Raw genomic sequence first — 22,493 nt, 5'->3', positions numbered from 1 at the left:
CACGCTGGCATGTTGGCCGCTATGGCCAACGACTTCCCCCAACGTCCGCCGCCGCCACTGCTGGACGATGCCTGTGCGCTGTTCCTGGACGTGGATGGCACCCTTATCGAATTCGCGGACGACCCCGAGTCGGTCGTCCTGCTGCCCGATGTGCGTGAAGCCATCGGCCGCATCAGCGACCGGCTGGATGGCGCGGTCGCCCTGATCAGCGGGCGACCGCTGGCCCAGCTGGACGCGCTGTTCGCTCCCTTGAACCTGCCCGCCGCCGGGTTGCACGGCCATGAGCTGCGCAACCATGAACAGCGCGCGCAGAGCAGCGATCCGTCCGCCGATACCAGCGAATGGCTGCATGCCCTGCACCAGCAGGCGATGCGGTTCGCGCACGGCACGCCCGGCGTCCTGGTCGAGGACAAGGGTCGCAGCCTGGCCCTGCACTGGCGCGGGGCACCGCACGCCGCCAATGACGTGCGCGCCTTCGCAGAGCGGCATATCCGCGGCCATGCCGGCTACCGGCTGCAGCCCGGCGACCATGTCATCGAGTTCCTGCCGGAAGGCAGCGACAAGGGGCGCGCGATGCGGCAGTTGATGCTGCAGCCGCCGTTCCGCGACCGCATGCCGGTGTTCGTCGGCGATGACCTCACCGATGAATTCGGCTTCGGCGCCGCCAACGACCTGCATGGCTGGAGCGTGCTGGTCGGTGAACGCGAGCCCAGCGATGCGGTGTTCGCCCTGCCCACCATACGCAGCGTGCACGCCTGGCTTCGCGAGAATGCCTACTGATGCCTTGACCCCCAAGGCCCCCTGACGCCGCGCGCAGGTCTCCCCCACCGGTGTGCCACCGCGGCATGACACGAGACTTTCTGCATCATGAGCGAACCCGATCTGAATCTGGGCGTGGTCGGCAATGGCAGCTTCGGCGCGCTGATCGACAAGCACGCGCGCGTCGTCTGGAGTTGCCTGCCGACCTTCGACGGCGACCCGACCTTCTGCGCCCTGCTCGGCCCCAATCAACAGGAAGGCGGTGACTTCGGCATCGAGCTGGAGGACATGGTCGACAGCGAGCAGAGCTACCTGACCAATACCGCCATCCTGCGCACCGTACTGCGCGACAAGCATGGCGGCGCGCTGGAAATCATCGACTTCGCGCCGCGCTGGCGCCAGAACGACCGCTTCTACCGGCCGGTCAGCCTGATCCGCCAGGTGCGGCCGCTGTCCGGCAACCCGCGCATCATCGTGCGCGCGCGTCCGCTGGCCGACTGGGGCGCCCGCGTCCCCGATGCCACGTGGGGCAGCAACCATATCCGTTGGGTGCTCCCCGACCATGTGCTGCGCCTGACCACCGATGTGCCGCTGCGTTTCGTCCGCGATGGCCTGCCGTTCGTGCTCAACCATCCCGTGCATCTGGTGCTCGGCGTGGACGAATCGCTGAACCGTTCGCTCAGTGGCTACGTGCAGGAATCCTTCCAGCGCACGCGCGACTACTGGCGCGAATGGGTGCGTTATCTGTCCATCCCGCTGGAATGGCAGGACGCGGTGATCCGCAGCGCGATCACGCTCAAGCTCTGCCAGTACGAAGACAGCGGCGCGATCATCGCCGCGATGACCACCTCCATTCCCGAAGCGCCCGGCAGCATCCGCAACTGGGATTACCGCTACTGCTGGCTGCGCGATGCCGCCTTCGTGGTGCGCACGCTCAACCGCCTCGGTGCGACCCGCACGATGGAGCAGTTCCTGGGCTACATCTTCAACCTGGCCACCGCCGATGGCAGCCTGCAGCCGCTGTATGGCATCAGCTTCGAAGCCAAGCTGGAGGAAACCGAAGTCGCGTCGCTGTCCGGCTACCGCGGCATGGGCCCAGTGCGGCGCGGCAACCTGGCCTGGGTGCAGCGCCAGCACGATGTGTACGGCAGCGTGGTGCTCGCCTCCACCCAGTTGTTCTTTGATCGTCGCCTGCAGGATCCGGGCGATGCGCATACGTTCGCGCGGCTGGAGCCGCTTGGCGAGCAGGCGTTCACCCTGCACGACGTACCCGATGCCGGGCTGTGGGAGTTCCGCGGCCGCACCGAAGTGCACACCTACACCAGCGCGATGTGCTGGGCCGCGTGCGACCGCCTGTGCAAGATCGCGGTGCGCCTGAAGCTGGATGACCGCGCCACTTACTGGCGTGAGCGCGCCGACACCATCCACACGCGCATCCTGCGCGAGGCATGGAGCGAGGAACTCGGCCACTTCACCGATACCTTCGGCGGCCACCGGCTGGATGCCTCGTTGCTGCTGCTGGCCGACATCGGCTTCATCGAGGCGACCGATGCGCGCTTCGTCGCCACGGTCGAAGCAATTGGCCGCGATCTCAAGCACGGCAACGCGCTGTACCGCTACGTGGCGCCGGATGACTTCGGTGAGCCGGAAACCAGCTTCACCATCTGCACGTTCTGGTACATCGACGCACTGGCCGCGATCGGTCGCCTGGACGAAGCGCGCGAGATGTTCGAAACGCTGCTGGAGCGCCGCAACCATCTGGGCCTGCTGTCGGAGGATCTGGCCTTCGACAACGGCGAAGCGTGGGGCAACTTCCCGCAGACCTATTCGCACGTCGGCCTGATCACCGCCGCCATGCGCCTGTCGCGCAGCTGGCAGGAGGCCTCATGAGCCGCCTGGTCGTCGTCTCCAACCGGGTCGCCGTTCCCGGTGAATCCCGCGCCGGCGGCCTGGCGGTCGGCCTGCTGGCCGCGCTCAAGGAGCGTGGCGGCCTGTGGTTCGGCTGGAGCGGCAAGTCGGTCCGTGACAACAGCGGCGCCCTGCACAAGCAGGTCGATGGTGACATCCGCTACGTCACCATGGACCTCAACAAGCGCGACGTCGATGGCTACTACAACGGCTTCGCCAACCGCACATTGTGGCCGCTGCTGCACTTCCGGCTGGACCTGGTCGACTACGATCGCGCCACGCGCGAAACCTATCGCCGGGTCAACGCGCTGTTCGCCGAAAAGCTCGCGCCGCTGCTGCGCGAGGACGATATCGTCTGGATCCACGACTATCACCTGATCCCGCTCGCGTCGTTGCTGCGCGAGCGCGGCATCGGCTGCCGCATCGGTTTCTTCCTGCATGTACCGATGCCCTCGGCCGATCTGCTGCAGGCGCTGCCGGATCACCTGCGGCTGTTCTCCAGCCTGTACGCCTACGATCTGGTCGGCTTCCAGACCCAGCGCGATGCGGACCGTTTCCAGTCCTACGTTCGCCTGTTCGGTGGTGGTCGGGTACTGCCGGATGGCGAGCTGGAAGCGCCCGGCGGTCGGCGCTTCCGCGCTACCGCTTTCCCGATCGGCATCGATACCGAGTTCATCGCCCGCCAGGCCAAGGCCGGTGCGAACAAGCCGGCGGTCAAGGACCTGCGCGGGAGCCTGCGCAATCGTCAGCTGGCGATCGGTGTGGACCGGCTGGACTACTCCAAGGGACTGCCCGAGCGTTTCCAGGGGTTCGAACGGTATCTGGAGCGCCATCCGGACCAGCACGGCTCGCTGACCTACCTGCAGATCGCCCCGGTCTCGCGAGGGGATGTCACCGAGTACCGTCACCTGCGCAGCCAGCTGGAACAGATCGCCGGCCACATCAACGGCGGGCATGCCGCACCGGACTGGACCCCGTTGCGCTACGTCAACCAGAACTTCACCCACGCCACCCTGACCGGTTTCTACCGGGCGGCCGCGGTCGGGCTGGTGACGCCGCTGCGCGACGGCATGAACCTGGTCGCCAAGGAGTACGTGGCCTCGCAGGACCCGGAAAACCCGGGCGTGCTGGTGCTCTCACTGCTGGCCGGTGCCGCCGATGAATTGAAACAGGCGCTGCTGGTCAACCCCCATGACCTCGATGGCGTGGCCGATGCGATCGCCACGGCGGCGACCATGCCGCTGAAGAAGCGCGTGGAGCGCTGGCAGGCGATGATGGAGCACCTGCGCACCTACGACATCAATCATTGGCGGCGGACGTATCTGCAGGCGCTGGAAGGGTGATGCCTGCCAGCGGCCGGCACTACCAGGACCGCTTGCGGTAGTGCCGGCCGCTGGCCGGCAACCCGTCCCTGCTTAGTCGAGGAAACGCGCCGCCTGCGCCGGAGTCGGCAGAAAACACGTGTCGTGACGACCGAACCACCGATACCGGTTGCGCGCGAGCGCGCGGTACGCGCGGTCGCGCAGCCTGCGGGGCAACCAGCGCAGCACGCCCAGCACACGCCATGCACCGCCCAACCCGGTCAGCACGCGGAGGATCGCATCGGTGTCCGTCCATGCGCCCCCCTGCTCGAGCAGCAGGAACGACGACGGATCCTCCGGATCCAGCCCGTGCGCCTGCAGCAGGGCGCGTCCGTGCACGCCCTGCATCGCAGCGAAGCGATAGCGGCCGCGCGTATCAAAGCGCAGCAGGAACCGCACCCAGCGGCTGCACAGTGCGCAGACGCCGTCGAAGACGATGACCGCGTCGGCCGCTCCACTCCCCGTCTGTCCAACGGTCAGGGCGCGATCCACGCCAGGGTCGCCATGCGCCCGGTGCGGCGGTCGCGCCGGTGCGAGTAGAACCGCTGCGAGTCGGCCAGGGTGCAGTACTGGCCGCCGCTGATGCGTGCCGGGTCCAGACCCGCAGATTGCAGGCGCCGGCGAGCCAGCGCGTACAGGTCCACCTTCCAGTGCCCCGGCCGGGTCGCCACGAAGGCAGCCGCGGCGCCCTCGTCGCGCTCGACGAAGGCCTCGAACACGTCCTCGCCGATCTCATACAGCGCGGGCCCGGCCGCCGGGCCCAGCCATGCCTGCAATTGCGCGGCCGGGGTCTGCATGGCGGCCACGGTGGCCTCCAGCATGCCGTCGGCCAGCCCCCGCCAACCGGCATGGGCGGCGCCGATCTCACCGCCATCGCGGGCGGCGAAGACCACCGGCAGGCAGTCAGCGGTGAGGATAGCCAGCACCACGCCCGGAACCGAGGTCACCGCCGCATCGGCGGTGGGTTCGGCCTCGACGCCAACGGCCGTCGGCGGCGCGGTGAAGCGACGCACCCCGGTGCCATGCACCTGGCGCAGCCAATGGGGTGCGGAGGGCAAGCCCAGCCCGGGCACGAGCAGATCGCGGTTGCGCTGCACCTGCGCCGGATCATCGCCGTCGGCGGCGTACCGGTTGCCCATGTTGAACTGATTGAACGGCGCCACCGAACCGCCCGCGCCGAAACGCAGGGTGGTCACGGCATGGACCCCGCTCGGGGCTGGCCAGTCGGCGGGCAGCACGGGCACGGTGGTGTCCATCAGCGGCGGTTGCGTTCCTGCTCGGCGAACCGCTTGCTGTCTTCGCGCAGCGCGTGCAGCAGGGCCTGCATGTCGGCCGGCGGCGGTGCGCTGTTGGTGATCTTCTCGCCGGTGATCGGGTGCACGAACTCCAGCGTTTCAGCGTGCAGCGCCTGCCGCTTGAAGCCGCGCAGTTCGGCCACGAGTTCCTCGCTGGCGCCCTTGGGCAGCTTCAGCGCGCCGCCATACAGCTGATCGCCGATGATCGGATGACGCAGGTGCGCCATGTGCACGCGGATCTGGTGGGTACGGCCGGTTTCCAGGCGGCATTCCAGCGCGGTGTGTGCGCGGAAACGCTCGCGCAGGCGGTAATGGGTGATCGCTTCCTTGCCGTCTTCGCGCACGGCCATGCGGATGCGGTCGCGCGGGTGGCGGTCGATACCGGCGGTGGCGGTGCCGCCGGAGACCAGCGCACCGACCACCACGGCCAGGTACTGGCGATGCACTTCACGTGCCGAGAGCTGCTCGACCAGCGCGGTCTGCGCCTGGATCGTGCGAGCGATGACCATCACGCCGCTGGTGTCCTTGTCCAGGCGGTGCACGATGCCCGCACGCGGCAGCACCGACAGCGAGGGATCGCGGAACAGCAGCGCATTGACCAGGGTGCCGGTCGGGTTGCCCGCGCCGGGGTGGACCACCAGGCCGACCGGCTTGTTGATCACGAATACATGCTCGTCCTCGTACAGGACCTCCAGCGGGATGTCCTCCGGCTCGGCGTGGGTCTGCGTGTCGAGCACGACATGCAGGCTGGCCACCTCGCCGCCGCGCACCGGGTCGCGCCCGCGCACGGTGTCGCCGTCCAGCAGGACGTCGCCGGACTTGATCCACTCGGTCAGCTTGGACCGGGAGAACTCGGGGAACAGCTCGGCCAGGACCGCGTCAAAACGCCGGCCGGCGGCGGTATCGGGCACGATGGCCTGGCGGGGGGAATCGGAATCAGCAGGGGTATCGGACATGGGGGCACACCGCAATAGGGACAATTTTGGGGTCCGGGCGACCAGTTTCAGTCGCGGGACAGGCCACTAGGCTATCATCGACCCTTCGTATTCCAGCCGCGTCCCGCCCTGACCCCATGATCCGACGCTCCGTTATGCTGTCCGCGCCCGTCCGCCTCGCCGCCCTGATGCTGGTGCTGCTCTTCGTCGCCACCGGCTGTCACCGCGGTACCAAGGACAAGAATCCGGATGAAGGTCTGCCGGTTCAAACGCTCTATGAGAAGAGCCACAAGCTCATGGAAGGGGGGAACTGGAGCGGTGCCGAAGCCAGCTTCCGCCGCCTGGTAGCCCAGTACCCGTATGGCCCGTACACCGAACAGGCGATGATCGAAAGCGCCTACGCCCAGTACAAGGCCGGCAAGCACGATGACGCGGTGTCCAGCGTGGACCGCTTCATCCGTACCTACCCGACCCACCGCAACATCGCCTACATGTACTACCTGCGCGGCCTGGCCAATGGCAATCGCGACACGGTCTTCCTGCGCCGCGTCTGGTCGCTGGACCCGAGCCGCCGTGACCTGTCCAGCCCGCGCCAGGCCTATGCCGATTTCACCATCGTCACCGAGCGCTACCCCAACAGCCGCTACGCCGCCGATGCGCGCCAGCGGATGATCGCCCTGCGCGACGTGTTCGCCCAGTACGAGCTGGACAACGCCCTGTACTACCTGCGCCGCGAGGCGTACGTCTCGGCCGCTGGCCGCGCCAACTTCCTGCTGGAGAACTACCCGCAGAGCGCGTTCCAGTACGACGCCGTGGCCGCCCTGGGCGAGGCCTACACCCACCTGGGCAACAAGACCCTGGCCGACGATGCCCGTCGCGTGCTCGAGCTGAACCAGCCCGATCACCCGTGGCTGCAGGGCAAGTGGCCGAAGTACCCGTGGATGGTGCGCAAGCTGAACCCGTTTGCCGGCGAGAAGTCCGCCAGTACCGGTGAACGCAACGCCACGATGAACCGCAAGTAATAAAAAAGGCCCCGAAAGGGGCCTTTTTATTACCCGGCGGCGCCGCCGACGGGGGCGTCGCGGCAGCGGCGCCGGTAGAGCCGACCGCTGGCCGGCTGCTCTCTGCGGGTTATACCGGCCATCTCGCCAGCCCCCTCACAGGCCGCCCTTCGCCGCCAGCCCCACGCCCCACCCTGCGCCGACCAACGGTCGGCGCCTACCGGCTGGCGTCTCAGCCCTTGTACCCATTGCTGATCGGGTACCGCCGCTCACGCCCGAACGCCCGGCGCGACACCTTCGGCCCCGGGGCGGCCTGATGGCGCTTCCACTCGCTGGTGCGCACCAGCCGCAGCACACGGTCCACCACCTCGGCGGCGTACCCGGCGGCCACGATCTCCTCGCGCGACTGCTCCTGGTCCACATAGCGGTACAGGATGCCGTCCAGCACGTCGTAGGCCGGCAGCGAGTCCTGGTCGGTCTGGTTGGCGCGCAGCTCGGCCGAGGGCGGGCGGGAAATCACCGCCGGCGGGATCACCGGGGCGCCGCCCACGGTATTGCGCCACTTGGAGAGCCCGAACACCTCCGTCTTGTACAGGTCCTTGAGCGGGGCGTAGCCGCCGCACATGTCGCCGTAGATGGTGGCGTAGCCCACCGCGTACTCGCTCTTGTTGCCGGTGGTCAGCAGCAGCCCGCCGAACTTGTTGGACAGCGCCATCAGGATCACACCCCGGCTGCGCGACTGCAGGTTCTCTTCGGTCACATCGGCCGCCTGCCCCTCGAACATCGGGCCGAGCGCAGCCATCAGGCCCTCGAACACCGGCTCGATCGAGACAGCCTCCAAGGTGACGCCCAGCGCGCGGCACTGCTCGGCCGCCAGATCGTTGGACATGTCCGCCGTGTAACGCGACGGCAGCCGCACCGCGGTGACGTTCGCAGCGCCCAGCGCGTCCACGGCCATCGCCAGCACCAGGGCCGAATCGATACCGCCGGACAGGCCGATCCAGACCTTCTTGAAGCCGTTCTTGCGGCAGTAATCCTGGATCCCGCGGGTCACCGCGCGCCAGGCCAGCGCATCCATGCTCTCGTCGCCGTCGTCCATCCACTCGCGCGGCAGGAAGCGGCGCGCATCGGCGTCGTAATCCACCACCAGCCACTGGTCGGTGAAGGCCGCCGCGGCCGGATGCACCGTGCCGTCGCCGTCTGCGACGACCGAGGCACCATCAAACACCAGCGCGTCCTGCCCACCCACCACGTTGAGGTAAGCGATCGCCGCTCCGCTCTCGCGGGTACGCTCGGCCAGCAGTGCGTCGCGCTGGGCATGCTTGCCACGCTCGTACGGGGAGGCATTGGGCACGATCACCAGCTGCGCGCCGGCACGGACGGTATCGGCCAGCGGTTCGGCAAACCAGAGGTCTTCGCAGACCAGCACGCCGACCGGCACGCCCTTCAGCTCGAACACGCAGCTGCCGCCGTCCGGATCGACATCGAAGTAACGGCGCTCATCGAACACCGCGTAATTGGGCAGCTCGCGCTTGCGGTAGGTGTGTTCGACCTTGCCATCGCGCAGCACGCTGGCCGCGTTGTAGACCACCGCACCGGCGGCCTGTGGCCAACCGACCACGGCCGCGATGCCGGTGGTGGCCGCCGCGATGCGCTCCAGCGCCTGCTGGCAGTCGTACAGGAAGCCCGGGCGCAGCAGCAGATCCTCCGGCGGATAGCCGCTGATCGCCAGCTCCGGGAACACCACCAGCTCGGCACCGTACTCATCGCGCGCCTCGGCGATCATCGCGATGATGGTGTCGGTGTTCTGCGCCACGGCGCCAACCGGAAAATCGAACTGCGCCAGGGCAATGCGGAGCGAGGTCATGGTGTTCCAGCCTGTAGGTGTACTGCGCTCATTGTAGTGCCGGCCGCTGGCCGGCAACCACGCATTCGGCGGCAGCACGATGAGGAGCCGGCCAGCGGCCGGCACTACGTGGCGTGCTTGCCTTCCAGCGACCGGGACCTACCGCTCCGGGTATCGCCTTGAACGCAGAAAGGCCGCCCGGAGGCGGCCTTTCTGTTTCGAGCAGCCGACCAACGGTCGGCTTCTACAGACACGTCAGCCGCTGCGCGGCTGGCGGTCTTATTTCACCAGCTTGGCGATGGCAGCGCCCAGGTCGCCCGGCGAGCGGACGGTGACAACACCGGCAGCTTCCATGGCGGCGAACTTGCCTTCGGCGGTGCCCTTGCCACCCGATGCGATCGCACCGGCGTGGCCCATGCGCTTGCCGGCCGGAGCCGAGGCGCCCGCGATGAAACCGACGACCGGCTTCTTCACGTGGGCCTTGATGTACTCGGCACCGGCTTCTTCAGCGTCGCCGCCGATTTCGCCGACCATGATGATGCCCAGGGTCTGCGGATCTTCGTTGAACAGCTTCAGGCAGTCGACGAAGTTCAGGCCGTTGATCGGGTCACCACCGATGCCGATGCAGGTGGACTGGCCCAGGCCGACTTCGGTGGTCTGCTTGACCGCTTCATAGGTCAGGGTGCCCGAACGCGACACGATGCCGATCTTGCCCGGCATGTGGATGTGGCCCGGCATGATGCCGATCTTGCACTCGCCCGGGGTGATCACGCCGGGGCAGTTCGGGCCGACCAGCACGGTGTCCGGATGGGCACGGGTCAGCACGTTCTTGACGCGCAGCATGTCCAGCACCGGAATGCCTTCGGTGATGCACACGATGACCTGGATGCCGGCAGCGGCCGCTTCCAGGATCGCGTCAGCCGCGTACGGCGGCGGCACGTAGATGACCGACGCGTTGGCGCCGGTGCTCTGCACGGCGTCGGCAACGGTGTTGAAGACCGGCAGATCGATGTGGGTGGTGCCGCCCTTGCCGGGGGTCACGCCGCCAACAACCTGGGTGCCGTACTCGATCATCTGAGTGGCGTGGAAGGTGCCCTGCTGGCCGGTGAAGCCCTGCACGATCACCTTGGTGTTCTTGTTAATCAAAACGGACATTTCGTTGAGTCCTTCGTAATTTTGTTGAACCGGCTCCGGACGCATCGGCATCGACCTTCGGTCAATGCCCGCTGCATGCCACCAGAACCCCCGTCACGTCGCTTCGCGACGCGCCAGCCCCCTTGACTCAAGGGGGCACATCAGGATTCTGCCGACGGTCCGATGCCGTGGAATATCAGGCAGCGTTCTTGACAGCTTCGACGACCTTCTTGGCACCGTCGTTGATGTTGTCGGCCGGGATGATGGCCATGCCGCTGTCACGCAGCAGCTGCTTGCCTTCTTCCACGTTGGTGCCTTCCAGGCGCACCACGACCGGAACCTTGACGCCCACTTCCTTGACCGCGGCGATGATGCCTTCGGCAATCATGTCGCAGCGGACGATGCCGCCGAAGATGTTGACGAAGATGCCTTCGACCTTGTCCGAGGACAGGATCAGCTTGAACGCTTCGATGACGCGCTGCTTGTTCGCACCGCCGCCCACGTCCAGGAAGTTCGCCGGCTCGCCGCCGTTGAGCTTGATGACGTCCATGGTGGCCATGGCCAGACCGGCGCCGTTGACCATGCAGCCGATGTTGCCATCCATGGTGACGTAGTTGATGTCCAGCTCCGAAGCGGTCACTTCGGTTTCGTCTTCCTGGGTCTTGTCGCGCATGGCAACCAGCGCCTTCTGACGGAACGCGGCGTTGTCGTCGCTGTCGAACTTGCCGTCCAGCGCGTACAGGTTGCCGTCGTCCAGGATGGCCAGCGGGTTGATTTCAACCAGGGCCAGGTCCTTTTCGTTGAACAGGCGGTACAGGTTCACCATGATGCTGGCGAACTGGCCGGCCTGCTTGGCGGTCAGGCCCAGCTTGAAGCCGAAATCACGGCCGTGGTAACCCTGCACGCCTTCAACGAAATCAACGTTGAGCGAGTGGATCAGCTCCGGGGTTTCAGCGGCGACCTGCTCGATCTCCACGCCGCCTTCCGAAGAGGCGATGTAGGTGATGGTCTTGGTGCCACGGTCAACCAGCACCGACAGGTACAGTTCCTTGACGATCTCACCGGCGGTGGTCACCAGCACCAGGTTGACCGGCAGCTCAACGCCGGCGGTCTGGTAGGTGGCCATCTTGGTGCCGAGCATCTTGGCCGCAGCGGCCTTCACGTCGTCGGTGGTCTTGCAGAACTTGACGCCGCCAGCCTTGCCGCGGCCGCCAGCGTGGATCTGCGCCTTGACCATCCAGGGGCCCTGGCCCAGGGCGTTGGCAGCGTCAACCGCTTCGTCCGGAGTAGCCGCGACCTTGCCGGCCGGAACGGGAATGCCGTACTCGGCAAGCAGCTGTTTTGACTGGTATTCGTGGAAATTCATGCGTCACCGTGGGAATAGGAACGACCGCACGCATCTCCAAGGCTCCCTCACGGGGGCGCCGGTAAGGACCGCGGCGGGCCCACTATTGTGGACGACCCGGCGCGCGCGCGCAAAGAAGTCAGTCCCAAGACACGCGCGCGGGGCCGTTTCCAGCGCAATTTCAGGCAGTTGCGGGTCGTGCCCGAAGCCGCTGCCCGGCCGGCCAGGCCGGGGCCGCGCAGCCGGCCTGTCCCCGCCCACGGCCCGGCCTTCACGCCCTCGCCCCTGGCGGCAGCCCCCAAACCGGGCCGGACGCCCTACACTGGCTCCGTGCCAGAAGGGGAGTTCCGGCGTGTCACCCAGTGCTTCATTGATCGACCGCATCGAATCGATTCCGCGGCGCGAGCTGTACTTCTTCGCGCTGTACCGCCTGCTGATGGCCTCGGTCATCGCCGCCTTGCTGTTCAGCCCGCTCAGCAGCCTGGTGGGCTCGGCCGAGCATCCGCGCCTGGCCACCATTGTGGTCATTGCCTACCTGGTCGTCGCCCTGCTGGTGCTGCTGTTCGGCCGCAACGAGCGCTGGCTGCGCACCATCGTGGTGTGGAGCGTGGCCTCCGACATCATCGCCGCCACCCTGCTGGCGCATGCCCTGCCCGGCGCCAGCGCGGGCATCTCGATGTCGCTGCTGTTCAACATCGCCGCCGCCGCGACCCTGCTGCCGCTCAGCATGGGGTTGGGCCTGGCAGTCGCGGCCAGCCTCGCCACGGCCGGCGAATACATGTGGAAGCTGGTCGAAGGCGGTGATCCCACCCGCACCCTGGCCGAGCTGGCCATGTTCGTCACCAGCTACCTGGCCATCGCCTTCATCAGCTACCAGGTCGGCAACCGCGCCCGCATGAACCAGCAGCTGGCCAACCGGCGCGGCGATGAAGTGGCCAACCTGTTCCAGATCAACGAACTGATCATCCGGCGCATGCGCACCGGGGTGATCGTGGTCGATGGCGCCAACCGCATCACCCTGGCCAACGAAGCGGCCTCCACCCTGCTCGGCGATGCCGACGGCAACAGTGGCAGCGGCCGCCTGGAACTGGGCAGCGCCGCGCCCGAGCTGAGCCGCCGCCTGCAGCGCTGGCGCAACGGCTGGACCAACGAAGAGCTGCCCCTGCAGCTCTCGCCGGACCAGCCCGAGGTGCAGCCGCGTTTCGCCCGCCTGCTGGCCGGCAGCGACCTGACCCTGGTGTTCCTGGACGACTCCACCGTGGTCTCGCGCCGCGCCGAATCCCTCACCCTGTCGGCGATGGGCCGCTTCTCGGCCAGCCTGGCCCATGAAATCCGCAACCCGCTGGCGGCGATCAACTACGCGGCCCAGCTGCTGGAAGAGTCCACCGACCTCGGCGACACCGACCGCCGCCTGCTGCAGATCATCGGCCAGCAGTGCCAGCGCACCAACGGCATCGTGGAAAGCGTGCTCGGCCTGGCGCGGCGCGAGCGCGCCAACCCGGAGAACGTGGATCTGGCCGCCTTCGTGCGCCGCTTCGTGCTGGAGTACAAGCAGGGCCTGTCGCTGGAAACCGACAGCGTGGAGCCGATCATCAGCGAGACCTCGGTGCATGCCCTGGTGGACCCGCGCCACCTGCACCAGATCCTCACCGTGCTGGTCCACAACGCGCTCAAGTACGGCCGCGTGGCCGAGGAGCCGGCGCGGGTGCGGCTGCGCGTGTCGCGCCAGGACCGCATCGCCATCATCGATGTGATGGACCGCGGCCCGGGGATTCCCGAGACCGTGGCCAGCCAGCTGTTCCGTCCGTTCTTCACCACCTCCGAGCACGGCACCGGCCTGGGCCTGTACATCGCCCGCGAGCTGTGCCGCGCCAACCAGGCCCGGCTGGAGTACGTCTCGGTGCCGGCGGGCGGCGCCTGTTTCCGGCTGATGCTGGCCGGGCCGCACACGATGATGTCGGGATGAACGTCACGCCACATCCGGCCCCCACCGTCAAACATTTGTCGCCAACGACCGCCCTCGGCTATCTTCCTTTCCTATGAATGACACCCGCAGCGCCCTCGTCGTCGACGACGAACGCGACATCCGCGAACTGCTGGTACTGACCCTGGGCCGGATGGGCCTGCGCATCAGCACCGCGGCCAATCTCGCCGAAGCCCGTGAGCTGCTCGCCAGCAACCCCTACGACCTGTGCATCACCGACATGCGGTTGCCCGACGGCAACGGCATCGAACTGGTCACCGAGATCGCGCAGCATTACCCGCGCACCCCGGTGGCGATGATCACCGCGTTCGGCAGCATGGACCTGGCGGTGGAAGCGCTGAAGGCCGGCGCGTTCGATTTCGTCAGCAAGCCGGTCGACATCTCGGTGCTGCGCGGCCTGGTCAAGCACGCGCTGGAGCTCAACAACACCGAGCGTGCCGCCCCGGCGCCACTCGCGCCCGAACAGGCCGCGCGCCTGCTCGGCGATTCGCCCTCGATGGACGTGTTGCGCGCCACCATCGGCAAAGTCGCGCGCAGCCAGGCCCCGGTCTACATCCTCGGCGAATCCGGCGTCGGCAAAGAGTTGGTGGCCCGCACCATCCATGCGCAGAGCGCGCGCGCGCCCGGCGCTTTCGTGCCGGTCAACTGCGGCGCGATCCCCTCCGAGTTGATGGAGAGCGAGTTCTTCGGCCACAAGAAGGGCAGCTTCAGTGGCGCGCACGCGGACAAGCCCGGCCTGTTCCAGGCGGCGCATGGCGGCACCCTGTTCCTGGATGAAGTGGCCGAGCTGCCCCTGCAGATGCAGGTCAAGCTGCTGCGCGCGATCCAGGAAAAATCCATCCGCCCGGTCGGTGCCGCCACCGAGGTACCGGTGGACGTGCGCATCCTCTCGGCCACCCACAAGGACCTGGGCGAGCTGGTCGAAGACGGCCGCTTCCGCCACGACCTGTACTACCGCATCAACGTGATCGAACTGCGCGTGCCGCCGCTGCGCGAGCGCCGCAGCGACCTGCCCGCGCTGGCCGCCTCGATCCTGGCCCGGCTGGCCCGCACCCACAACCGCCCGACCCCGCTGCTCGCGCCCTCGGCGCTGGATGCACTGGCCCAGTACCACTTCCCCGGCAACGTGCGCGAACTGGAGAACATCCTGGAACGCGCCCTGGCCCTGGCCGAAGAAGACCGCATCGGCGCCAGCGACCTGCGCCTGCCGCAGCACGCGCCGCGCTTCGGTGCCAGCACTGTGGCCACCACACAGCAGGAGGCCGTGATCGACCTGCCCACCGGCAGCGGTGCCCTGCCCTCCTACATCGAACAGATGGAGCGCACCGCGATCCAGAAGGCGCTGGAAGAGAACCGCTGGAACAAGACCCGCACCGCCGCGCAGCTGGGCATCACCTTCCGCGCGTTGCGCTACAAGCTGAAAAAGCTGGGCATGGACTGAGCCCACCCGCCGCCACAACGAAAAAGGCCCGCATTCGCGGGCCTTTTCGTAGGTTATGAGGCGACGATCAATCCTTGGTGACGCGATTGATCTCGGCCAGACCGGTCACACCGGCGGCAGCCTTGGCCAGCGCGGACTGGCGCAGGTCGTTCACCCCCGCCTGCTGCGCGGCCTCGGCGATCTGCAGCGCATTGCCACCGGCCAGCACGATCGTGGAGATCTCATCCGTCATCGGCATCACCTGGTAGATACCGGTACGGCCCTTGTAGCCCTCGGTGCACTCATCGCAGCCGACCGGCTCGAACAGCTTGATGCCGGCCTCCAGCTGGGCCTGGGTGAAGCCTTCGGCCAGCAGGGCATTGGCCGGCAGCTCGACCGGGCGCTTGCAGCGGCTGCACAACCGGCGTGCCAGGCGCTGGGCGATCACCAGCGTCACCGAGCTGGTGATGTTGTACGGCGCGATACCCATGTTCATCAGACGCGCGATGGTCTGCGGCGCATCGTTGGTATGCAGGGTGGACAGCACCATGTGGCCGGTCTGCGCGGCCTTGATCGCGATCTCGGCCGTTTCCAGGTCGCGGATTTCGCCGACCATGATGATGTCCGGATCCTGGCGCAGGAACGAGCGCAGCGCCGCGGCGAAGGTCATGCCGCGCTTGACGTTCTGCTGCACCTGGTTGACGCCGGGCAGGCGGATTTCCACCGGGTCTTCCGCGGTGGAGATGTTGCGCGTCTCATCGTTGAGGATGCCCAGCGCGGTATACAGCGACACGGTCTTGCCCGAGCCGGTCGGGCCGGTCACCAGCACCATGCCATAGGGCTTGTGGATCGCATCCAGGAACAGCTTCTGCTGGGCCGGCTCGTAGCCGAGCTTGTCGATGCCCAGCTTGGCCGCGCTGCCATCGAGGATACGCAGCACCACCTTCTCGCCGAACAGGGTCGGCAAAGTGCTGACGCGGAAATCGATCTGCTTGGTCTTGGACAGGTTGAGCTTGATGCGCCCATCCTGCGGGACCCGCTTCTCGGCGATGTCCAGCTGCGCCATGACCTTCAGGCGCGCGGCGATGCGCTGGTTGAGCTTGACCGGGGCCTTGGCCACGTTCTTGAGCAGACCATCGATGCGCAGACGCACCCGATAGTCGTCTTCATAGGGTTCGAAATGGATGTCCGAGGCGCCCTTGCGGATCGCATCGACCAGCACCTTGTTGATGAACTTCACGACCGGTGTGTCGTCGCCCTTGGCATCGACACCGGAGTCGGTTGCGCCGCCTTCCTCATCGCCGGCCGAGACATCCAGGTCGCCCATGTCATCGTCACCCCCGCCCAGCGCCGAGCCCAGGGTGTCCTGGCTGGTCTGCCACTGCTCCAGCGTGCGGCGGATCTGCTCCTCGTCGACCAGGATCGGCTCGACCACCAGGTTGGTGTGGAACTTGATCTCGTCCAGCGAATGGGTCGGGTTGCTGGTGCCCACGAACAGCTTGCCACCACGCTTGAACAGCGGCAGCACGTGGTGCTTGCGCAGCAGCTCCTCGCTGACCAGCTTCATGGCGTTGTGGCTGGTGTCGAACGCGGTCACGTCCAGCAGCGGCATGCCGAACTCCAGCGCGTTGGCCGCGGCCAGCTGTGCGGCGGTGACGAGCTTCTTGTCCGCGAACCACTGCGGCAGCGGCTGCCGGGCAGCGGTGGCGTCGGCCATGGCAGCGCGGGCGACGGCTTCCTCCAGCGCACCGTCCTGGACCAAGCGGCGGGCGATGCCGGTGATCCCCACAAGATTGGCAGTAGCGGCAGCTGCGACAGTATTCATGTGGTTTGCTCGATCAGGACACATCTAGGGTAACAACAAGGCGGCACCGTTGGACCAAAACAGAAATGCCCGCGATCTCTCGCGGGCATTTCCTGAAACTCACTGCATAACCTGACGCCCGATCAATTACGGGGCATTCAGATTGTCGCAATCCTTGCCTTCGTACGTCGCAGCACCGGAATCAACCACAACGCAAGCCCAAGTGATCGGCGTTTCGCCGTTGTCGTCGATGTTGGGAGTAATGGTCACGGTGGCAGTGTTATCGTTCGAAGCACCAGCCAGTACACCCTCACCACTGCACTTGCCAGCGACGATGCCGGTGCAAAGGTCGGCGACTTCAGAGCTGTGGTTCTCACCGACCTTGATCTTCTCCCCGGCAACGCTGGCAACCGCCTGGGCGATCTTGGCGCGGGCAGTGTAGTTCTTGTACTGCGGCAGCGCGATGGCGGCCAGGATCGCAATGATCGCCACAACGATCATCAGTTCGATCAGGGTAAAGCCCTTCTGGTTCTTCATGTGTACATCCCCTAGAGATAGATAATTTTTTAGGGCACTGGGCCGTCGCCGGACCGGCAGGCCGGTTGAGCGGGGCGGGCGCCCTGTGCGGGTGGATCGAAGCAGGTTGCATGCCAACTGGGTCGGCAATGCTCCCCAGCATTCCCCGGCGCAATGATGGCAGCAATCTTCCGGATTGGAACCCCCCGCACAACAAATTGCGATGGACCCGGCAATGTGACCGGGTGCGTCACCTTGTGACACAACCGGTCCAGGCCACCCCATCGCTCCGGGGCACCCGGCAGGACTGCCCAGCGCCCACGGAACCGGCTACCATGCCGCGAGATAGCCCGCCTGGGGATGGTGTGGCTGGGGAGCCTGAAATGTCTGTCAGCCGTAGTGCGATCAAGAAAGAGCCCGTGGTCCGCAACACCATGGAGATGAAGCCGTTTGTCTGGGTGGGGACCGACAAGCGCGGCATCAAGATGAAGGGCGAAACGCCCGCCAAGAACGCCAACCTGCTGCGCGCCGAGCTGCGCCGCCAGGGCATCACGCCCACGGTGGTCAAGCCCAAGCCCAAGCCCTTGTTCGGGGCAACCGGCAGCGCGATCAGCACCAAGGACATCGCCTTCTTCAGCCGCCAGATGGCGACGATGATGAAGTCCGGCGTGCCGATCGTCAGCTCGCTGGAGATCATCGGCAGCGGGCACAAGAACCCGCGCATGCGCAAGATGGTGGAGAGCGTCCGTACCGACATCGAGGGCGGCTCCTCATTGTACGAAGCAATCAGCAAGCACCCCGTGCAGTTCGACGAGCTCTACCGCAACCTGGTGCGGGCCGGCGAAGGCGCCGGTGTGCTGGAAACCGTGCTCGACACGGTGGCCAATTATAAAGAGAACATCGAGGCCCTGAAGGGCAAGATCAAGAAGGCGCTGTTCTACCCGGCCATGGTCATCGCGGTGGCGCTGATCGTCAGTGCGATCCTGCTGATTTTCGTGGTGCCGCAGTTCGAGGATGTGTTCAAGAGCTTCGGTGCTGATCTGCCAGCTTTCACCCAGCTGATCGTGGCCGCCTCCAGGTTCATGGTGGCATGGTGGTGGCTCATCCTGTTCATCGTCATTGGCGGCATCGTGGGTTTCATCTTCGCCTACAGGCGTTCGCCCTCGATGCAGCACGGCATGGACCGCTTCATCCTGAAAGTGCCGGTGATCGGCCAGATCATGCACAACAGCTCGATCGCCCGCTTCGCTCGGACCACGGCGGTGACCTTCAAGGCCGGCGTACCGCTGGTGGAGGCGCTGGGCATCGTGGCCGGCGCCACCGGCAACAAGGTCTACGAGGAAGCCGTGCTGCGCATGCGCGACGACGTGTCCGTCGGCTACCCGGTCAACATGGCCATGAAGCAGGTCAACATCTTCCCGCACATGGTGGTGCAGATGACCGCGATCGGCGAAGAGGCCGGCGCGCTGGACACCATGCTGTTCAAGGTGGCCGAGTACTTCGAGCAGGAGGTCAACAATGCGGTCGATGCCTTGAGCAGCCTGCTCGAACCGATGATCATGGTCTTCATCGGTGTGGTCGTCGGCGGTATGGTGGTCGGCATGTACCTGCCCATCTTCAAACTCGCCTCCGTGGTTGGATAATCAATAAATGGCATTTCTCGACCAGCACCCCATCCTCGGCTACCCCGCCGCGGCCGGACTGGGGCTGCTCCTGGGCAGCTTCCTCAACGTCGTCATCCTGCGCCTGCCCAAGCGGCTGGAGTGGGAGTGGAAGCGCGATGCGCGCGAGGTGCTGGAAGAGCCGGACATCTACGAGCCGCCACCGCCCGGAATCGTGGTGGAGCCCTCGCACTGCCCGCACTGCAAGCACAAGCTGTCCTGGTTCGAGAACATCCCGCTGTTCAGCTGGCTGGCGCTGCGCGGCAAGTGTCGCCATTGCCACGCCCCGATCTCGATCCAGTACCCGCTGGTGGAGCTGCTGACCGCCGTGCTGGTGCTCGCCAGCGTCTGGCAGTTCGGGTTCGGCTGGCAGGGCTTCGGCGCGATCGTGCTGAGCTGCTTCCTGGTGGCGCTGTCCGGCATCGATCTGCGTACCCAGCTGTTACCGGATCAGTTGACCCTGCCCTTGATGTGGCTCGGCCTGATCGCGGCCAGCGACAACCTGTACATGCCGGCCAAACCGGCCTTGCTGGGTGCGCTGGCCGGCTATCTCTCGTTGTGGTCGGTGTGGTGGCTGTTCAAGCAGATCACCGGCAAGGAAGGCATGGGCCACGGCGATTTCAAGCTGCTGGCCGCGCTGGGTGCCTGGTGTGGGCTCAAGGGCATCCTGCCGATCATCCTGCTGTCGTCCATCGTGGGCGCCATCATCGGCTCGATCTGGCTGTACTCGCGCGGCCGCGACCGGGCCACGCCGATCCCGTTCGGTCCGTACCTGGCCATTGCCGGCTGGATCGTGTTCATGTGGGGCGAGCCGTTGATCAACGGCTACCTGAGCTACGCCGGCCTGCGTTGAGGCCGGTGCGATGAGTCGCTTCGTCATCGGGCTGACCGGCGGCATTGCCGCCGGCAAAAGCGAGGTCAGCCGTCGCTTCGAAGCGCTGGGCATCACCGTGGCCGACGCCGATCTGGCTGCCCGCGCGGTGGTTGCACCGGGCAGCGAGGGGCTGGCGCGGATTGCCGCGCATTTCGGGCATGGCATCCTGCTGGCTGACGGCCAGCTCGACCGTGCCGCGCTGCGCGCGCGCATCTTCGATTCGGCGCAGGAGCGCCAGGCGCTGGAGGCGATCACCCATCCGGCGATCCGCCAGCTGCTGCGCCAGACCTGCGAACAGGCCGACGGGCCGTATGCGATCGCCGCGATCCCCCTGCTCACCGAAGCCGGTGGCCGCCAGCAGTACCCGTGGCTGGACCGGATCCTGGTGGTGGACGTGCCGGTGGCCGTGCAGCATGCACGGCTGATGCAGCGCGACGGGATCGACAGCGCCCTGGCCGACCGCATGATCGCCGCCCAGGCCAGCCGCGAGGCGCGCCTGGCCCTGGCCGATGATGTGGTGGTCAATGATGGCCAGCCGGCGCACCTGCAAGCGCACGTGGAGCGGCTGGATCAGGCGTACCGGGTGCTGGCGGCGCGGTAGATCTGGGGGCGCCGACCAACGGTCGGCTCTACCGACTTATGCTGGAGAGAAGGTCAGCGTGGCGATGACGCCGCGCTCTGCGCCGGGGCGGACGTTGACCTGCCAGCCGTAGAGGTCGCACAGGCGGCTGACGATCGACAGGCCGATGCCGCCGCCCTGCGAGTGCCCCGCATGCGTGCCGCGATAGCCGCGCTGGAACAGCTTGGCCGCATCTTCCTCGCTCAGGCCGGGGCCGCTGTCGATCACCTCGACCGCGTTGTTGCCTACACGCACGCGCACGGCGCCTTCCTTGGAGTACTTCACGGCATTGCCGATCAGGTTGCCCAAGGCGACCGACAGGGCCGATTCCGGCGCATCGATCACCAGGTCGTGATTGCCTTCCAGGATCAGCTCCAACGGCTTGCCGCCCAGCTGGGCGCGGTGCGAATCCAGCAACTGCTCCGAGACCCGGGCGACATTGCTGCTGCCCTGCCCGCGCTCGTTGCGCGAGAGCAGCAGCAGCGCGCCGATCAGATCGGTGCATTGCTGTTCGGCACGCTGGATGCGCTGCAGGCGCTGCAGCACCTTGGGATCGAGATCCGGGCGGGTCAGCAGCAGTTCGGTGGCACCACGGATCACCGCCAGCGGCGTGCGCAGCTCGTGGCTGACGTCGGCGTTGAACTCGCGGTCGCGCTGCACCACTTCGGTCAGCCGGGCGGAATAGTCGTCCAGCGCTTGAGCCAGCTGGCCGACCTCATCGTCCGGGAAGCGCGGCGCCAGCGGCTCCGGCTCGCTGGTGCCACCGCGATACGCGCGCAGTCGGGCTGCCAGATCGGACACCGGCTTCATGACCTTGGAGGCCGACCACCAGCCCAGCACCAGCGACAGCACACTGAACACCAGCACCGAGAAGAACAGCGCGCGGTTGAGCTGGCTCTCGCCGCGGATGCTCTCGGTCATGTCATAGGCGAGGAAGAACCACACATCTGGCGTCTTGCGCACCGCGAGCTTGTAGGAAAACGGCTTGCCGCCCTCATCCACACCGCTTACGCCGTGGATGCCATCGTTGAGGTTGTACCAGTCCGGCTGTTCCTGGCGCAGGGCTTCAAACTTGTCCGGCCTGACCAGCCGCGCGTACATCTGCTGCACCGGCAGGTCGGGGCTGCGCGAGGGATCTGCCGCGAAGCGCTTGGCGTACTCGTTGATGTTGCGATTCATCACATCTTCGACCAGCTGGTTTTCCACGCGGGCGCGGGTCCAGTTGGTGGCGAACGCAAACAACGTGGTCAGGCAGAAGCCCAACAGCACGAACGAGACGATGATGCGGCTGCGCAGCCGGCGCCGGTATGGCGCGCGGCGGCGCTCCCCCTTCCCCGTCACCGGATCAGGCTTCCGGCGCGGCGATGCGGTATCCGATGCCATGGCGGGTCTGGATCATCGGCACCTCGAAAGGCTTGTCGACCACAGCGCGCAGGCCGTGGATGTGCACACGCAGGGAATCCGAATCCGGCAGCTCTTCGCCCCAGACGCGGGTTTCCAGCTCCTGGCGGGTGACGACGGCCGGTGAGGCCTCCATCAGTGCCTGCAGGATCTTCAACGCAGTCGGGTTCAGTTGCAGCAGCTTGCCCTGGCGGCGCACTTCCAGCGTGTCCAGGTTGTATTCCAGATCGCCGGTTTCCAGCACACGGGTCTGCACACCCTTGCCGCGACGCGACAGGGCATTCAAGCGCACTTCGACTTCCTGCAGCGCGAACGGCTTGATCAGGTAGTCATCGGCACCGGAATCGAAACCGGCGAGCTTGTTGTCCAGCGAATCGCGGGCGGTCAGCATCAGCACCGGAGTCTGCTTGCGCGCTTCATTGCGCAGCTTGCGGCAGACCTCGATCCCGTCCATACCCGGCAGGTTGAGGTCCAGCACGATCGCGTCAAACTCGTGGACGACCGCCAGATGCAGGCCGGTGACGCCGTCGGCGGCGAAGTCGACGGTGTGGCCGCGGTCTTCGAGGTAATCGCCCAGGTTGGCGGCAATGTCGCTGTTGTCTTCGATGACGAGAATTCGCACTGGGACCT

19 protein-coding genes are annotated in these 22,493 nt (G+C 66.6%); 9 read left to right on the top strand and 10 right to left on the bottom strand.

Translation table 11 applies throughout. The features are described from left to right. Nucleotides 1–21: 21 nt before the first annotated feature. The 3 genes from otsB to otsA all read left to right on the top strand — a co-directional run bounded on the left by otsB (nt 22) and on the right by otsA (nt 4,010). Nucleotides 22–780 (top strand): trehalose-phosphatase, encoded by a 759-nt coding sequence (gene otsB / locus K4043_RS09440; RefSeq protein ID WP_265309110.1) that lies wholly within the window; start codon nt 22–24, stop codon nt 778–780. Between the two features lie 87 nt (nt 781–867). Then, nucleotides 868–2,649 carry a glycoside hydrolase family 15 protein gene (locus tag K4043_RS09435; RefSeq protein WP_123730371.1) on the top strand — a complete coding sequence of 594 codons (1,782 nt, stop codon included), beginning with the start codon at nt 868–870 and terminating at the stop codon, nt 2,647–2,649. After that, entirely contained in the window at nt 2,646–4,010 is a 1,365-nt protein-coding gene (otsA, locus tag K4043_RS09430) for an alpha,alpha-trehalose-phosphate synthase (UDP-forming) (protein ID WP_265309109.1), read from the top strand. Before K4043_RS09435 ends, otsA begins: the two co-directional genes overlap by 4 nt. A 72-nt stretch (nt 4,011–4,082) precedes the next feature. On the opposite strand, the gene K4043_RS09425 is transcribed toward otsA, so the two are convergent. From K4043_RS09425 to rluD, 3 genes are read right to left on the bottom strand one after another with little or no spacing between them, the layout of a single operon-like run. After that, nucleotides 4,083–4,508, bottom strand: a complete 426-nt coding sequence (locus K4043_RS09425) for a thiol-disulfide oxidoreductase DCC family protein (protein WP_265309322.1) — start codon at nt 4,506–4,508, stop codon at nt 4,083–4,085. Then, nucleotides 4,505–5,284: a peptidoglycan editing factor PgeF gene (gene pgeF / locus K4043_RS09420; protein WP_265309107.1), complete on the bottom strand. Its 780-nt coding sequence runs from the start codon at nt 5,282–5,284 to the stop codon at nt 4,505–4,507. The genes K4043_RS09425 and pgeF overlap by 4 nt, the downstream gene beginning before the upstream one ends. Further along, entirely contained in the window at nt 5,284–6,279 is a 996-nt protein-coding gene (gene rluD / locus K4043_RS09415) for a 23S rRNA pseudouridine(1911/1915/1917) synthase RluD (protein ID WP_123730367.1), read from the bottom strand. Before rluD ends, pgeF begins: the two co-directional genes overlap by 1 nt. A 116-nt stretch (nt 6,280–6,395) precedes the next feature. Here rluD and K4043_RS09410 point away from each other — a divergent pair, with 116 nt between their 5' ends. Beyond that, nucleotides 6,396–7,280, top strand: coding sequence for an outer membrane protein assembly factor BamD (locus K4043_RS09410; protein WP_123730366.1), 885 nt, complete (start codon nt 6,396–6,398; stop codon nt 7,278–7,280). Nucleotides 7,281–7,491: 211 nt separating this feature from the next. Here K4043_RS09410 and K4043_RS09405 read toward each other — a convergent pair whose 3' ends face one another. From K4043_RS09405 to sucC, 3 genes are all read right to left on the bottom strand, one after another. After that, entirely contained in the window at nt 7,492–9,126 is a 1,635-nt protein-coding gene (locus K4043_RS09405; protein ID WP_123730365.1) for an NAD+ synthase, read from the bottom strand. Between the two features lie 258 nt (nt 9,127–9,384). After that, nucleotides 9,385–10,260: a succinate--CoA ligase subunit alpha gene (sucD, locus tag K4043_RS09400; RefSeq protein ID WP_123730364.1), complete on the bottom strand. Its 876-nt coding sequence runs from the start codon at nt 10,258–10,260 to the stop codon at nt 9,385–9,387. Nucleotides 10,261–10,435: 175 nt separating this feature from the next. Next, nucleotides 10,436–11,605 carry an ADP-forming succinate--CoA ligase subunit beta gene (gene sucC, locus K4043_RS09395; protein ID WP_166923844.1) on the bottom strand — a complete coding sequence of 390 codons (1,170 nt, stop codon included), beginning with the start codon at nt 11,603–11,605 and terminating at the stop codon, nt 10,436–10,438. 331 nt (nt 11,606–11,936) lie between these two features. Between sucC and K4043_RS09390 the strand changes: the two genes are divergently transcribed. Then, nucleotides 11,937–13,550 carry an ATP-binding protein gene (locus K4043_RS09390; protein ID WP_265309102.1) on the top strand — a complete coding sequence of 538 codons (1,614 nt, stop codon included), beginning with the start codon at nt 11,937–11,939 and terminating at the stop codon, nt 13,548–13,550. Nucleotides 13,551–13,623: 73 nt separating this feature from the next. Beyond that, nucleotides 13,624–15,009: a sigma-54 dependent transcriptional regulator gene (locus K4043_RS09385; RefSeq protein ID WP_123730361.1), complete on the top strand. Its 1,386-nt coding sequence runs from the start codon at nt 13,624–13,626 to the stop codon at nt 15,007–15,009. 67 nt (nt 15,010–15,076) lie between these two features. On the opposite strand, the gene pilB is transcribed toward K4043_RS09385, so the two are convergent. Further along, on the bottom strand, nt 15,077–16,777 hold the full coding sequence (pilB, locus tag K4043_RS09380; protein ID WP_265309321.1) for a type IV-A pilus assembly ATPase PilB: 1,701 nt from the start codon (nt 16,775–16,777) through the stop codon (nt 15,077–15,079). 162 nt (nt 16,778–16,939) lie between these two features. Next, nucleotides 16,940–17,329 carry a prepilin-type N-terminal cleavage/methylation domain-containing protein gene (locus tag K4043_RS09375; protein ID WP_321160136.1) on the bottom strand — a complete coding sequence of 130 codons (390 nt, stop codon included), beginning with the start codon at nt 17,327–17,329 and terminating at the stop codon, nt 16,940–16,942. A 362-nt stretch (nt 17,330–17,691) separates the two neighbouring features. Between K4043_RS09375 and K4043_RS09370 the strand changes: the two genes are divergently transcribed. Genes K4043_RS09370 through coaE form a run of 3 tightly spaced genes read left to right on the top strand, consistent with a single transcriptional unit; the run spans nt 17,692 to nt 20,444 of the window. Further along, complete coding sequence (locus K4043_RS09370; RefSeq protein WP_265309101.1) at nt 17,692–18,951, top strand: type II secretion system F family protein; 1,260 nt, start codon at nt 17,692–17,694, stop codon at nt 18,949–18,951. 7 nt (nt 18,952–18,958) lie between these two features. Next, the gene (locus K4043_RS09365) at nt 18,959–19,822 is read left to right on the top strand and encodes an A24 family peptidase (protein ID WP_265309099.1); all 864 of its coding nucleotides are present in this window, start codon (nt 18,959–18,961) and stop codon (nt 19,820–19,822) included. A gap of 10 nt (nt 19,823–19,832) precedes the next feature. Continuing rightward, nucleotides 19,833–20,444, top strand: coding sequence for a dephospho-CoA kinase (gene coaE / locus K4043_RS09360; RefSeq protein ID WP_265309098.1), 612 nt, complete (start codon nt 19,833–19,835; stop codon nt 20,442–20,444). A 36-nt stretch (nt 20,445–20,480) separates the two neighbouring features. On the opposite strand, the gene K4043_RS09355 is transcribed toward coaE, so the two are convergent. Both K4043_RS09355 and K4043_RS09350 read right to left on the bottom strand, forming a co-directional pair. Next, entirely contained in the window at nt 20,481–21,845 is a 1,365-nt protein-coding gene (locus K4043_RS09355) for a HAMP domain-containing sensor histidine kinase (protein ID WP_123730355.1), read from the bottom strand. Further along, on the bottom strand, nt 21,808–22,485 hold the full coding sequence (locus K4043_RS09350) for a response regulator transcription factor (RefSeq protein WP_019183933.1): 678 nt from the start codon (nt 22,483–22,485) through the stop codon (nt 21,808–21,810). The genes K4043_RS09355 and K4043_RS09350 overlap by 38 nt, the downstream gene beginning before the upstream one ends. Between the last annotated feature and the right edge of the window lie 8 nt (nt 22,486–22,493).

Origin of the sequence: Stenotrophomonas sp. SRS1, assembly GCF_026130205.1 — a bacterium.
In the GTDB taxonomy this organism is placed as follows: Bacteria; Pseudomonadota; Gammaproteobacteria; order Xanthomonadales; family Xanthomonadaceae; genus Stenotrophomonas; species Stenotrophomonas rhizophila_B.
The sequence above is the reverse complement of the archived record's forward strand: the minus strand, read 5'-3'. Positions and strand labels throughout refer to the sequence as shown.